General features: G+C 63.1%; 10 protein-coding genes. 7 read left to right on the forward strand and 3 right to left on the reverse strand.

Annotated elements, in window-relative coordinates; all coding sequences use genetic code 11:
• Positions 1–148 precede the first annotated feature (148 nt).
• Genes EB235_RS11060 through EB235_RS11075 form a run of 4 tightly spaced genes read left to right on the forward strand, consistent with a single transcriptional unit; the run spans position 149 to position 3,522 of the window.
• Positions 149–1,330 (forward strand): glycosyltransferase family 87 protein, encoded by a 1,182-nt coding sequence (locus EB235_RS11060; RefSeq protein WP_080680824.1) that lies wholly within the window; start codon positions 149–151, stop codon positions 1,328–1,330.
• On the forward strand, positions 1,323–2,306 hold the full coding sequence (locus EB235_RS11065; protein ID WP_027030945.1) for a glycosyltransferase family 2 protein: 984 nt from the start codon (positions 1,323–1,325) through the stop codon (positions 2,304–2,306). Before EB235_RS11060 ends, EB235_RS11065 begins: the two co-directional genes overlap by 8 nt.
• Complete coding sequence (locus tag EB235_RS11070) at positions 2,303–3,121, forward strand: ChbG/HpnK family deacetylase (RefSeq protein ID WP_027030944.1); 819 nt, start codon at positions 2,303–2,305, stop codon at positions 3,119–3,121. The genes EB235_RS11065 and EB235_RS11070 overlap by 4 nt, the downstream gene beginning before the upstream one ends.
• Positions 3,118–3,522 (forward strand): GtrA family protein, encoded by a 405-nt coding sequence (locus EB235_RS11075; RefSeq protein ID WP_027030943.1) that lies wholly within the window; start codon positions 3,118–3,120, stop codon positions 3,520–3,522. Before EB235_RS11070 ends, EB235_RS11075 begins: the two co-directional genes overlap by 4 nt.
• A 20-nt stretch (positions 3,523–3,542) precedes the next feature.
• Here the strand turns inward: EB235_RS11075 and EB235_RS11080 are convergent, their stop codons facing one another.
• The 3 genes from EB235_RS11080 to EB235_RS11090 all read right to left on the reverse strand — a co-directional run bounded on the left by EB235_RS11080 (position 3,543) and on the right by EB235_RS11090 (position 8,860).
• The gene (locus EB235_RS11080) at positions 3,543–6,674 is read right to left on the reverse strand and encodes an efflux RND transporter permease subunit (RefSeq protein WP_027030942.1); all 3,132 of its coding nucleotides are present in this window, start codon (positions 6,672–6,674) and stop codon (positions 3,543–3,545) included.
• Positions 6,671–7,831 (reverse strand): efflux RND transporter periplasmic adaptor subunit, encoded by a 1,161-nt coding sequence (locus EB235_RS11085; RefSeq protein ID WP_027030941.1) that lies wholly within the window; start codon positions 7,829–7,831, stop codon positions 6,671–6,673. The genes EB235_RS11080 and EB235_RS11085 overlap by 4 nt, the downstream gene beginning before the upstream one ends.
• A 201-nt stretch (positions 7,832–8,032) precedes the next feature.
• Positions 8,033–8,860, reverse strand: coding sequence for a MurR/RpiR family transcriptional regulator (locus tag EB235_RS11090; RefSeq protein WP_027030940.1), 828 nt, complete (start codon positions 8,858–8,860; stop codon positions 8,033–8,035).
• Between the two features lie 136 nt (positions 8,861–8,996).
• Between EB235_RS11090 and EB235_RS11095 the strand changes: the two genes are divergently transcribed.
• The 3 genes from EB235_RS11095 (at position 8,997) to EB235_RS11105 (ending at position 12,854) form a co-directional block, all read left to right on the forward strand.
• On the forward strand, positions 8,997–9,821 hold the full coding sequence (locus EB235_RS11095; protein WP_027030939.1) for an N-formylglutamate amidohydrolase: 825 nt from the start codon (positions 8,997–8,999) through the stop codon (positions 9,819–9,821).
• A 22-nt stretch (positions 9,822–9,843) separates the two neighbouring features.
• Entirely contained in the window at positions 9,844–11,385 is a 1,542-nt protein-coding gene (locus tag EB235_RS11100; protein ID WP_027030938.1) for an amino acid permease, read from the forward strand.
• A gap of 98 nt (positions 11,386–11,483) precedes the next feature.
• The gene (locus tag EB235_RS11105) at positions 11,484–12,854 is read left to right on the forward strand and encodes a glutamine synthetase family protein (protein ID WP_027030937.1); all 1,371 of its coding nucleotides are present in this window, start codon (positions 11,484–11,486) and stop codon (positions 12,852–12,854) included.
• Positions 12,855–12,856 lie beyond the last annotated feature (2 nt).

Here is a 12,856-nt window from a genome sequence, read left to right on the forward strand (position 1 = left end):
ACGTTCCGCGTGGCCATCAGGGCCAAGGCAAAGGTATAAGCGTCTTTCAGCCCCCTATGCCGCGCCGCTTTGTCCGTGATATGCCGCCGCCATCGAATACCGGGACAGTGCTGGACTGAGCCTGTTCCGGATGTTGTGGGGTGTCTTGATGACGATGTCCAAGCCGGTTTTCGACCGTTTGGGACTTGGCCTTTGGATCGCAGCGTTCCTGGTCGTTCTGGTGCTTGTCCTGCTGGCACCCGACACACGCACCGTGCTGCTGGCTTACAGATACGGAAGCCAGGAATTCCTGGCAGGCCAGCCGCTCTACAATATCCGATCCGAGATGGGGTATCTCTACGCGCCGGCCTTTGCCGCGCTTTATGTTCCGATACTCAAGCTGGGGCCGCAACTGGGCGGCCTGGTCTGGCATGCGATTGGCTTCGCGGTGCTGACCTTTGCCGCGATGCGGCAGGTGCGTAAGCTCGGCGGCGGCGAATTGCCCTGGCTGCTTTCCTTCGGTCTCTTTCTTGCCTTGCCGATGGCGGCAGGCGCGATCCGCAACGGCCAGGCGACGATCCTCCTGACTGGCGCCTGCTGGCTTCTCACTTTGTCGGGGCTCGAAGGACGGCGCGCCGAGACCTTCTTCTGGGCCTCGGTTGCCATCATTGCCAAGCCGACCGCGATCATCATGCTGCTGTTGGTCGGAGCCCTGCGTTTCCGGCTGATACCGGTGCTCGTGCTGGCGGTGCTGTTCGTGATCGCTCTGCCCTATGCTTTCGCTCCGGCCGGCTACCTGAATGACCAGTATCGCGTTTTCGCCGGGATGCTGACCTCGATGGCTGTCGACAACACCAACCATTTTGTCCCTACCGACTTCACGGCGCCCTTTACCAGAATGGGGCTGCCCATTCCGGAATTCGGGGCCACGATCGTGCGCATCGTCATGGCCCTGTTCACGCTTTCCATGGTCCTCCGGTTCGACCGCAAGCTCGAACGTGGGACGGCCGGGCTCGCCATCTTCCTGACGGCGACGTTCTACATGTGCGTCTTCAACCCGCGCGTCGAGCCCAACACCTATGCCATGATCGCCGTGCCCGCCGGTCTCGCTATTGCCTTGTTGTGGCGCGAGGAACGAGGCGGCGTTCTGGCCTCGGTGCTGTCCGTGATGCTGTTTTTGACCGGATTGACGGGCGTCGAGCGCCATATCCAGGATTTGACATACCCCTGGTTCCGGCCGGTCGCGGTCACCATTATCGCCGGTTTCCTGATCTGGTGGTTCTGGGCCAGGCCGAGAGACAAGATGGCGAGAGACAAGGTGATGAATGAAAGGCCCGTCGCAAATGGCTGAGTCGCGACCTGTTCTCGACATCGTGGCGCCGTTCTTCAACGAGGCGCAATCGGCTTCGGCTTTTGCCGCATTGCTCGACAAGCTCGAGGCTGCGGTGGCGCAGCGTTTCGGCATGGAAGTCCACAAGATCCTGGTCGATGATGGCAGTCGCGACGATGGCGCCGAGCGGTTTTCCCAGGCGCTGTCGGGTTCTTGGGAAATCGTGCGGCTCAGCCGCAATTTCGGCAAGGAGGTCGCGGTACTCGCCGGCCTCGACCAGTCGCGCGGCGACATGGCGTTGATCATGGACGCCGACCTGCAGCATTCGATGGACACCAGCCTGAAGATGATCGCCGAGCTGGTGGAACACCCGGACATCGATGTCGTCTACGCGCAGAACGACCGCCGCGAGGCCAGTTGGCGGCGCAGCCAGCTGGCGCGGCTTTTCTACAGTCTGATCAACAGCAGCCAGCGTTTCGACATTCCCGAGAACGCGGGCGATTTTCGCGTCATGCGGGGTGCCGTGGTGCGCGCGCTGACCAGCCTGCGCGATAAGCGGCGCTTCAACAAGGGTCTGTTCGCCTGGGCCGGCTTTCGCCAGAAGGCGATACAATATTCGCCGGAAAACCGTGTCACCGGCACGTCGAAATGGAGCCGGCTCAACCTGATCGCCTTCTCGCTGGAGGGTTTTACCTCCTTCTCCGTCATCCCGCTGCGCATCATCAGCCTGAGCGGAATGCTGGCGGCGCTGGCGGGCCTCGTTTATGGAGCCAAAGTGTTCTTCGAGGTGATGTTCTACGGCATCGCCGTCCCCGGCTATCCCAGCCTTATGGTCGCCGTCGTCCTGCTTGGCGGCCTCAACCTTACCTTGCTCGGCCTGATCGGCGAATATGTCTGGGTCACGCTCTCGGAGAGTAAGGAAAGGCCGGTCTATATCGTGCGCGATGTCTTGCGCGGCAACATTTCGGACAGGCCACCGGGCATACCCGGCGCATGACGCGGCGCATCCGCCTCATCGCCGATGATTACGGCCTCGCGCCCGGCGTCTCCGCCGCGATCCTGGATCTGCTCGGTCGCGGACGTCTGACCGGCACCAGCTGCATGACGGGCTTTCCGGAATGGGCTGACGAGGCGAAGCGCATCAAGCCGTTGTGCGGCCGCGCCGCGATCGGGCTGCATCTTACCTTGACTGACCAGCCGGCCCTCACCGGCCGGTCGAGCCTGGCGCCGGAAGGCCGGCTGCCGCCGCTGCGTTCGCTGGCACTGCCGGTCCTGCGCGGTCAGATCGAGGCTCGCGATGTCGATGCCGAGCTCGACGCTCAGTATGGCCGCTTCATCGAGGCGCTGGATCGCCCGCCCGTCTTCGTTGACGGGCACCAACATGTGCATTTCCTGCCCGTCGTGCGCAATTGGCTGCTCGCGCGTTTTACGGACGCTGCCAGCAGGCCGGCGCTGCGTGGTGCTCCGTCGCTTGGCAATGCCGTCGTGGCGCCGAAAGTCGCGGCAATCGCTGCCGTGGCCGCCGGTTTCAACCGGTCGATGGCAAGTGCCGGCTTCTCCCTTTTCGCGCCGCTTGCCGGTATCTATGACTGGCGGCAACCCGAACGGTTCGCACCGGTTCTGCAAGCCGCGGTCGAAGCGCTGCCCGAACGGGGCCTGTTCATGTGCCATCCCGGCCATGTCGACGAGACGCTGCGGTCGCGCGACCCGATGCAAGGCGTGCGCGAGGTGGAATTCGCGGTCCTGGCCTCGGACGCGTTCGGCGCGAGCCTCGCCCGTGCCGGTGTCGAGATCATGGGCGGCCAGGAATGAGCGGCGAGCCCAAGCGTTCGACCGGCAGCAAGATCGTGCGCTTTGCCATGGTCGGGCTGGTGAACACGGCCATCGACCTTGCCGGCTTTTTCCTGCTGCTCAAGCTGCATGTCCCGCCACTGCCGGCCAACATCGTCTCCTGGTCGATCGCCGTCATCTTCTCTTTCGTGGCCAATGGCTTCTGGTCGTTCGAGCGCAATCGAGCCATCCCGCTGCGAGACGCCTTCCTGCGCTTCGTCTCGCTTGGGGCGCTGATTTCGCTCAGCGTCTCCACCCTGTCGATCGCGCTGTTCGCCGGCATCGCCGGCGTGTGGCCGGCAAAGATCGGTGGCGTCGTGGTGGCGGCGGCGTTGAATTTCGTCGCCGCGCGCTGGTCGATCGAAGGCCGGCTGCTGAAGTAGGCTTGTTCCGGAATTTCGCCCTACTCTGCCGGTTCCACGTTGGTGTAGGCGGCTTCCTCCAGCTCGCGCTTCAGGCGTGCTTCCTCATGCGTCTTCGGCGTGACGAAGCGGCCGAGCAGGAGATAGGCGACCGGGGTCAGGAACAGTGTCGAGATGGTGGCCAGGCCCAGCCCGCCGACGATCACCCAGCCGAGCGCCACGCGTGCCTCGGCGCCGGCGCCGGCGGCCAGCACCAATGGCAGGCCGCCAAGCACGGTGCAGATCATCGTCATCATCACCGGCCGCACGCGGATGATCGAGGCTTGCTCGATCGCCTCGCGCACATCAAGCCCGCGATCGCGCAGCTGGTTGGCGAATTCGACGATCAGGATGCCGTTCTTGGCCATGACGCCGACCAGCAGCACCAGGCCGATCTGGCTGTAGGCGTTGAGGCTGGTGCCGCTCAGAAGCAGTGCGAAGATGGCGCAGGCGAGCCCGAGTGGCACTGTCGCCATGATAATGACGGCGCTGACGAAGCTTTCGAACTGGGCGGCCAGCACCAAAAGGATGATGACCAGAGCGAAGCCGAAGATGGTGACCATCGCGCTGTTGGTTTCGCCCAGCGTCGCGGCCTCGGCCAGGGGCAGGATGCGGCTGCCCGGCGGCAGCAGCGGCGTGGCGATTTGCTCGGCTTGGTTCAGTGCATCGCCAAGCGCGAAATTGCCTGAGAGGTTGGAGGTGATGGCCACCGATGGCTGCTGCTGTTCACGCGACAGCGATGGCGGCACGGCGCGTTCGGTCAGCGAGGCAATGGTCGACATCGGCACAAAGCGACCATCGGCTGTCTTGAGGAAGACGTTTTCCAGATCGGTCGGATCGTTGATCGGGTTGGTGGTCGAGACCAGCTTCACGCCATAGCTGCGGTCGGCGATGTAGACATCGACGACGTCATTGCCGTCGAGCATGGCCTGCATGGTGTTGGCGAGCCCCGTAATATCGATGCCGAGGTCGGAGGCGCGCTCGCGGTCGATGGCGACGGCCAGTTGCGGTTGCGTTGGGTCGATCGACAGGCGCGGTGTTTGGAAGCGCGGGTCCTTCTGCATCTCGGCGATGATCTTCACCGCCGCGTCGCCAAGCGCCTTGCGGTCGTTGCCGACGAGCGCAAACTGCAGGCCGTTGCCGGCGCCGCGGATACCGAGGCTGTTGGGCTGCACCGGGAAGATGCGCACGCTCGGCACCTGCTTGGTCAGCTGGCTGATCTCGGCCATGATCTCCTGCTGGCTGCGGCTGCGCTCGTTCCAAGGTGCGAGGGTCATCACCATGAATCCGGAGTTATAGGAGCCGTTCTGGCCGGCATTCTCGAAGGTTGAGCGGATCTCGCCGGAATCGCGCATCGGCTGGATCAGTTTCTCGATCTTCTGCATCTGCTGCGTCGTGTAGTCGAGACTGACGCCTTGCGGGGCGCTGATGCGCAACAGCACGGCCGCGCGGTCCTCGGTCGGCGTCAGTTCCTGGCGGATGGTGCCGAACAGCGCGAAGGCGGTGCCGGCAAACAGCACCGCGACCAGAACCACGATCCAGGGCGCATCGAGGCAAGCGTGCAGGGCTCGCTTGTAGGCGGCATTCAGCGCGCCGCCGATACGGGCGCCGATGCCGTGGCCGCCTTCATGGTGAAGCGAGGCGCTGGTCAGCATGCGGGAGGCGAGCATCGGGCAAAGTGTGAGCGCCACCACGCAGGACAGCAGCACCGACATGGCAAGCACGAAGCCGAATTCGCGAAACAGGCCGCCGGTCTGGCCGGGCAGGAACGAGATCGGCACGAAGACGGCGACCAGCGTCAGCGTCGTGGCAATGACGGCGAAGAACACTTCCTGCGCGCCAAGGACGGCGGCCGCACGCGGCCCCATGCCTTCATTGCGTCGTCGCACGATGTTTTCCAGCACCACGATGGCGTCATCGACGACGAGGCCCGTGGCCAGCACCAGGGCAAGCAAGGTGAGAATGTTGACGGAGAAGCCGGCCAGATAGATGGCGGCGATGGTGCCGATCATGGCGACCGGCATCGACAGGCCCGGAATGAGTGTCGCGCGCCAGTCGAGCAGGAAGACATAGATGACGATCAGCACCATGGTCACCGACAGGCCGAGTGCGATCTCGACCTCGTGCACGGCGCCCTTGACGAAGACGGCGTCGTCGCTGGTGATCTTGATCGCCATGCCCTTGGGCAGGTTCTCCTGCAGTTTGGCGACAGCGGCCTGGACGCCGGTCGAGATGTCCAGCGTGTTGGATTCCGCCTGACGGATGATGCCGATGCCGATGCCGGTCTTGCCATCCGAGCGCAGCGTCGTCTGGCCGACATCGGGGCCGAGCGTGACGGTGGCGACATCGCGGATGCGCGTCGTGCCGCCGATGATGATGTTTTCGAATTCCTCGGGTGTCGTCACGTCGGCCGTCGTGCGGACGATCAGGTCCTGGTTGGTGGTGGTGATCGAACCCGCCGGCGAATCGAAGGCGACGGAAGCAAGGGCTGCTCTCAGGTCGGCCACCGTGAAGCCAAGGCTGGCGAGCTTGTTTTGGTCGACATCGATGCGGAAGATCTTGTCACGGTCGCCATAGACCTGGACATCGGCAACGCCGGGCACGGCGGCCAGTTCATCCTCGATCTGGTCCTGGACCACGACCGTCATGTCCTGGATCGACATGTTTTCGGAGGTCACCGCCAGCCGCATCACCGCGTCGGAATTGGCATCGGCCTTGACGATGCGCGGCGGATCGGCGGTGTCCGGCATCTGGTTGGCGACGCGGCCGACGGCATCGCGCACGTCGGAGGCGGCGACGTTGAGATCGACGCCATCATTGAATTCGATGGTGACGCGGCTCGAGCCGAAGGAGGAGGAGGACGAGATCGACTTGACGCCGGAGACGCGGGCGACCGCGCCTTCGATCGTGTCGGTCAGTTCGCGGTCGACGGTTTCGGCCGCCGCGCCTTCGAAAGTGGTCGAGACCGTGACCACGGCACGGTCGACGTCAGGCAGTTCACGGATCTCGACGCCGTAGAAGGCGGCGAGGCCGGCAACCGCGATGAGGACGTTGAGCACGAAGGCCATGACTGGCCTGTGGATGAAGAGCGCGGTGAAGCCGGTATCGCTGGCGGGGTTGACAGGTCCGGTCATGAGCCTTCGGCGGTGTTGGGGGCGCGCTGGTCCTGGCCGGCGATGCGGACCTCGCCGCCTTCGCTGACACTCTGCGTGCCTTCGGTGACCACCATGTCGCCATTGTCGATCTCGGCGTCGATCAGCACGGTCTCGGTGTTGCGCTGGATGATGCGCACCTGCACGCGCTTGGCCTTGCCGTCCTCGATTTGCCAGACATAGGCGCCGTCCGAGCCCCACAGGATCGCCAGCGGGCTGACGGAAGGATAGGTTTCGCCGGGGAATTTCATGGTGATGGAGAACGACATGCCGGCGCGCAGTGAATCGGCTGGGTTGGCGATCTTGGCCTTTACCAGGAGCGTGCGGCTCTTCTCGTCGATGTGGTTGTCGATGGCGGATACCGTGCCGGTATAGGCGTTGCTCGGATTGGCGATCGGCGTCGCCGTCAGTTGCGCACCCACCTTGATGGCGGCGGCAAAGCGCTCCGGCACCTGGAAATCGACCAGGATCGAGGAGCGGTCATCAAGCGTGGCGATCGCCGACTGGTTTGTCACGTAATTGCCGGCTGAGATCGGCAGGATGCCGACGGTGCCTGCGATCGGCGCCAGAATGGAGCGGCGCTGCAGCGCAAGCTCGGCATCCTGAAGCGCCAGCTTGGCGCCTGCCAGCACGACTTCCGCGTCGGCAACGGCGACAGGCGTCGCGGCGTTGGAGGCGCGCAGCGACTTGACGCGATCGAGTTTGGATTGCGCATCCTGCAAAGCGAGCTTGGCCCGGTCCTGAGAGATGATCTCGGTCTCGGAATCGAGCGTGGCGATGATCTGTCCCTTGTCGACATGCGTACCGGATTCGACCAGCAGCTCGGCAAGGCGGCCGGAGCTGTAGGGATTGACGGTCACCGAGGCGTTGGCGCGGCCGGTGCCGATCGCCTGCAAGCGGTCGTTGATAACAGCGGACGCGACTGGCGATGCAACGATGGTGGCTATCTGGGTGCCGTTGCGCCCAGCCTGCCTGGAGCCTCCAGCCGCCGTTTCTTTCGTTGGAGGCGTCGCGCCATAGGCCCAGTCGATCCCCCAGCGCGCCAGCACTTGCGGAGCGCCGGGGTAGAAGCGAGCCCACGCGGCCGCGGCGGCGACCACGACGACAAGCGCAAGGACAATCTGTTTCCAACCCGACATCGATACTCCAGCAGCAAGAATCGTCTGCCGGTTCCAAGTGGAAGCGGATGCAGCGACGACAAGGGCTGGCGGCACAAACCGGCCACCACAGCCCCGATATCACCGGTTTATGGCAATTATCACGCAATCGTGCACATTAAATCTCGGTAACGTGATCGCGAAGTGATCTTGGGGCGACCGTGGAAAACTTTGCGGAGTTGCTTACCGAAGGCCTTCCATTTCCCGGATGCGCCGGGCGCCGTCGGCCTCGAGTTGCCTGGTGACGGCGCCGATCAGCGTTTCGGCGACGACGAAAAGTGCCGCCGAGGAATCCCATGCCGACGGCACGGCGGTTCGCCCGGCGATGACGTGGCGGGCAAAACGGGCGATGGGCGACAGCCACTGATCGGTGAAGAGCACGATCTGAACCCCGCGCTGATGCGCCTTCTCGGCGAAGCGGACGAGGCTGTCCTGGTAGCGCCTGATGTCGAAGATCACCAGCACGTCGCGCTTGCCCATGTCGATCAGCCTGTCGCGCCACATGCTCTCCTGGCCGGCTAGGTGAAAGACATCGGGCTGTATGACGGCGAGATGGGCGGCCATGTAACGCGCCAGCGGGTCGGTGAAGCGGCCGCCGATCAGGAACGTCTTGCCGCGCCGGTCGGCAAGCCGTGCCGCGATATCGGCAAGCTGCTTGTCGGACAGATGCCGAAAGGTCTCTCGCATATTGTCGAGCGTCGCTTCCAGCATCGGCGAGACCGTGCCGCCACCGGGCGAGGGCGGGTTGAGCGTCCGTATCGCCGGCGACTGCAACTGTGCCGCCAGTTCGTCCTGCAGGCTCGACTGGAATTCCGGATAGTTCTGGAAGCCGAGCCGGGCCACGAAGCGCAGGATCGTCGGCGAAGAAACGCCGGCCGCGGTCGAGAATTCGGCGACCGTCTTGAGGCCGATCATCGGATAGCTGGCAATCAGCGTCTGCGCCGCGCGCCTTTCGCTGGCCGGCATCGTGCCGATGCGGTCTGCGATCAGTTCGGCAATGCTGGAAATCATCTTTTCCCCCACCCCTTGGCCCGCCCCATGAGATCGCATTTGACAAAGCCGGGTAAACTGTATGAAATCATCCATAGGGACGCAATGAGGCAAAATACGTAACATACGATACAGCGCTCCCCGGGGACGGCAGACTATGGAGAAAGCACGGCCCGCCAGCCTTGCATCGTCTGATTCCGTGAGGGTGACCAACCCTGGCGGATCGAGCCCTTTCGTGCTGACCTGCGATCACGCTTCCAATTTTCTGCCCGCCGAATTCGGCACGCTCGGCCTTGCCGCCGACGATTTGTCGCGCCACATCGCCTGGGATCCGGGTGCGCTGCCGGTTGCGCTGCGCATGGCGCAGGCGCTCGATGCGGCGCTGGTCGAAACCCGCATTTCGCGTCTCGTCATCGACTGCAACCGGCCGCTCGACGCGCCGGACCTCATCTTGAGTGTCAGCGTCAGCGAGAAAACCGTGGTTCCGGCAAATCAGGGACTCTCCGCCGAAGAGCGGGAGGCGCGTGTCGCGCTTGCGTGGCGTCCATTCCATGACACGATCGAGAAGATCATCGAGGATCGGCTGGCAGCGGGGCGAGAGACGCGACTGGTGTCGATCCATTCCTTCACCCCGGTCTTCAAGGGAAAGAACCGGCCTTGGCATATCGGCATCATCCACGATGACGATCAGCGGCTGGCATCGCCGCTGGTATCGGCGCTCAAGCGGCTTGCCGGCGTCACAGTCGGTGTCAACGAACCCTATTCGCCAGCCGACCGCGTCTATTTCACGCTGGAACGGCATGCGCGCTCGCGTGGGCTGCCATGCGCGATGATCGAAATCCGCAACGATGAAATCGCCGGCGAGACCGGGCAGCGGAAATGGGCGGATCTGCTAACAGGCATTTTTTCGGATCTGGAGCCAGAGGAGGTCAGGGGCTCTCAACGAAGCGCAGTCGGAAAGTCAGTTCAATCGGCCAGCTAAGAACCAACAGGGGAATTCTGACATGACAACACCTGATCACTCTGACAAGTCGGAGGACACAAAAATCCTTCACAGTATGGGCTACGCCCAGGAATTGGCTCGCCGCATGAGCGGCTTCTCCAACTTCGCCATTTCCTTCTCGATCATCTGCATTCTGGCCGGCGGCATCACGTCATTCCCGCTGGCCATGGGCACCGGCAGCGGTTTCGAGGCAACCATCGGCTGGGTAATCGGTGGCGTCTTTGCGCTCGTGGTCGCGGCTTCTCTGGGACAGATTGGATCAGCCTATCCGACAGCCGGCGGCCTCTATCATTGGTCCTCAATCCTGGGCGGACGCGGCTGGGGCTGGGCCACGGCCTGGATCAACCTGCTCGGCCTGATCTTCGTCGTCGCCTCGGTCAATGTCGGCGTCTACTTGCTGTTTCAGGGGCTCGTCGCGGGTCCGATCTTCGGTTGGGACACATCGGCATGGGGCTTCTGGCAGCAGACGGTGGCAGTCGTCCTGATTACCGTCACCCAAGGCCTCTTCAATCATCTCGGCATCAAGACGACGACGATGTTGACCGACTTTTCCGGCTACCTCATCCTCGTTGTTGCGGTCATCCTGACGCTGACCTTCCTGATCTGGGGCGCGCATGGCTTTGATCTCGCGCGGCTGACGACTTTCGTCAACACGACCGGCGATCCCGGTGGTGCCTACGTTCCGACGGCCCGCACCGCACTTGTGGCCTTCCTCATCGGCCTTCTCTACCCGCTCTATACCATCACCGGCTTCGACGCTTCGGCGCATACCGCCGAGGAAACCCACAATGCCCGCGTCGCCGTGCCAAGAGGCATGATCCACGCGGTCCTGTGGTCTCTCGTCTTCGGCTTCATCATGGCGGTCTCCTTCGTCCTTGCCAGTCCCGATCTCGTGGCGACTGCCAAGGACGGCGGCAATGCCTGGTTCAACCTGTTCAACAATCTGCCGGCGCCAACCTGGCTCAAGGCTCTGCTCGGCATCGCCATCGTGCTGTCGAACTATCTGTGCGCGCTGGCCGGGCTCACTTCGACCTCGCGCATGATCTTTGCCTTTTCGCGTGACGGAGGTCTGCCTGGGTCATCTCTGTGGAAGCAGGTTTCGCCGACCTGGCGCACGCCTGTCCCGGCCATCTGGCTGGGCGTCGTGCTGTCGATCGCCGCCACGCTCTATTCGCCGGCCTTCGCGGCACTGGCGGCTGGCTGCGCTCTCTTCCTCTATGTCTCCTACGCCATGCCGATCGCAGCCGGACTTCTTGCGGAAGGAAAGAGCTGGACCGAATTCGGGCCGTTCCGGCTCGGCATCTGGTCAAAGCCGTTCGCCGTCATCACGGTGCTTGGTGTTCTGGTGTTGATGTATGCCGGCATTCAGCCGCCCTTCGACATCCTGATCAACTATGCGATCGGCTTGATCGTTCTGCTCGTCGTTTTGTGGTTCGCCGTTGAAAACCGGCGCTTCCAGGGGCCGCCCATCGGCGAGGCGGCAATCGCCAAGCGCAGGGCGACCATTGCCGATGCCGAAAAGGCTGTAGGCGAATCTGCTTAAGCTGCAAGCCGAAGCCGTGGCGGGCCCGCTCGCCACGGCTTTTTTGTTCCTGTTCAATTTTGACAGTCTGAAACGACCAGCGCTGGAGTGCAAAAGGAATGGCCGGAAATTTCTCGTTCGATCAGTTGAAGAAAGCGGTCTCCAGCGGTGAGATCGACACGGTGCTGGCTTGTATCGTCGACATGCAGGGGCGGCTCGCGGGAAAACGCTTCCTGGCGCAGTACTTCGTCGATTCCGCGCATGATGAAACGCATGGCTGCAACTATCTGCTGGCCGCCGACATCGATATGGAGCCGGTGCCGGGCTACAAGGCGGCGAGCTGGTCGAAGGGCTATGGCGACTTCGTCATGAAGCCGGACCTGGCGACGCTGCGTCGCATTCCGTGGCTGGAGAAGACGGCGCTGGTGATCTGCGACGTGCTCGACCACCACACCCATGACGACCTGCCGCATTCGCCGCGCGCGATCCTGAAGAAGCAGGTCAAGCGGCTGAGCGAGCGTGGCTATATTGGTTATTTCGCTTCCGAGCTCGAATTCTACCTGTTCAACGAGACCTACGATTCCGCCCGCAAGAAGCACTGGCAGGGGCTTGAGACCGCTTCGCCCTATATCGGCGACTACCAGATCGGTATCACCACCAAGGAAGAAGGCGTCATGCGCCGGCTTCGCAACGAGATGGAAGCGGCCGGTATTCCGATCGAGAACTCCAAGGGCGAATGGGGTCCGGGCCAGGAAGAGATCAATGTGCGCTATGCCGAAGCGCTCGACATGGCCGACCGCCACGTGATCCTGAAGAACGGCGCCAAGGAGATCGCCGAGTCCGAAGGCAAGGCGATTTCGTTCATGTCGAAATACAATTACGGGCTCGCCGGCAATTCCAGCCACATCCACAATTCGCTGTGGAGCGCCGACGGCAAGACGGCGCTGTTCTTCGACAAGAAGGCGGACTGGACACTGTCGACGCTCGGCCAGCAATGGGGGGCAGGTCAGTTGAAATACGCCAAGGAGTTCACCTGGTTCCTGGCGCCCTACATCAACTCCTACAAGCGCTTCCAGGCCGGCACTTTCGCGCCGACCAAGATCATGTGGAGCGAGGACAACCGCACCGCCGGCTTCCGCCTGTGCGGCGAGGGCACCAAGGGCATCCGCATGGAATGCCGCATCGGCGGCGCCGACTTGAACCCCTATCTTGCCTTTGCGGCGCTGATCGCCGCCGGCCTTGCCGGCATCGATGAGAAGCTGGAACTGCAAAAGCCTTTCGTCGGCGATGCCTATCAGGCCTCGCGCCTGCCGGAGATTCCGAAGACGCTGCGCGATGCGGCCGAGACGCTGGCCAAGTCGAAGATGCTGAAAGAGGCACTCGGCGAGGACGTACTCGAACACTACGTCCACACCGCCAAGTGGGAGCAGTTCGAATACGACCGCCGCATTACGGATTGGGAACTGCACAGAGGGTTCGAGCGGTATTAGAG

The organism is Mesorhizobium loti R88b, assembly GCF_013170845.1.
Classification (GTDB): domain Bacteria; phylum Pseudomonadota; class Alphaproteobacteria; order Rhizobiales; family Rhizobiaceae; genus Mesorhizobium; species Mesorhizobium loti_B.

What these genes read in the sequence shown, in the direction of transcription:
- EB235_RS11100 (WP_027030938.1), top strand. Translation starts at nt 9,844, where the DNA reads ATGACAACACCTGATCACTCTGACAAGTCGGAGGACACAAAAATCCTT.
- EB235_RS11080 (WP_027030942.1), bottom strand. Translation starts at nt 6,674, where the DNA reads ATGACCGGACCTGTCAACCCCGCCAGCGATACCGGCTTCACCGCGCTC.
- EB235_RS11095 (WP_027030939.1), top strand. Translation starts at nt 8,997, where the DNA reads ATGGAGAAAGCACGGCCCGCCAGCCTTGCATCGTCTGATTCCGTGAGG.
- EB235_RS11075 (WP_027030943.1), top strand. Translation starts at nt 3,118, where the DNA reads ATGAGCGGCGAGCCCAAGCGTTCGACCGGCAGCAAGATCGTGCGCTTT.
- EB235_RS11070 (WP_027030944.1), top strand. Translation starts at nt 2,303, where the DNA reads ATGACGCGGCGCATCCGCCTCATCGCCGATGATTACGGCCTCGCGCCC.
- EB235_RS11085 (WP_027030941.1), bottom strand. Translation starts at nt 7,831, where the DNA reads ATGTCGGGTTGGAAACAGATTGTCCTTGCGCTTGTCGTCGTGGTCGCC.
- EB235_RS11065 (WP_027030945.1), top strand. Translation starts at nt 1,323, where the DNA reads ATGGCTGAGTCGCGACCTGTTCTCGACATCGTGGCGCCGTTCTTCAAC.
- EB235_RS11105 (WP_027030937.1), top strand. Translation starts at nt 11,484, where the DNA reads ATGGCCGGAAATTTCTCGTTCGATCAGTTGAAGAAAGCGGTCTCCAGC.
- EB235_RS11060 (WP_080680824.1), top strand. Translation starts at nt 149, where the DNA reads ATGACGATGTCCAAGCCGGTTTTCGACCGTTTGGGACTTGGCCTTTGG.
- EB235_RS11090 (WP_027030940.1), bottom strand. Translation starts at nt 8,860, where the DNA reads ATGATTTCCAGCATTGCCGAACTGATCGCAGACCGCATCGGCACGATG.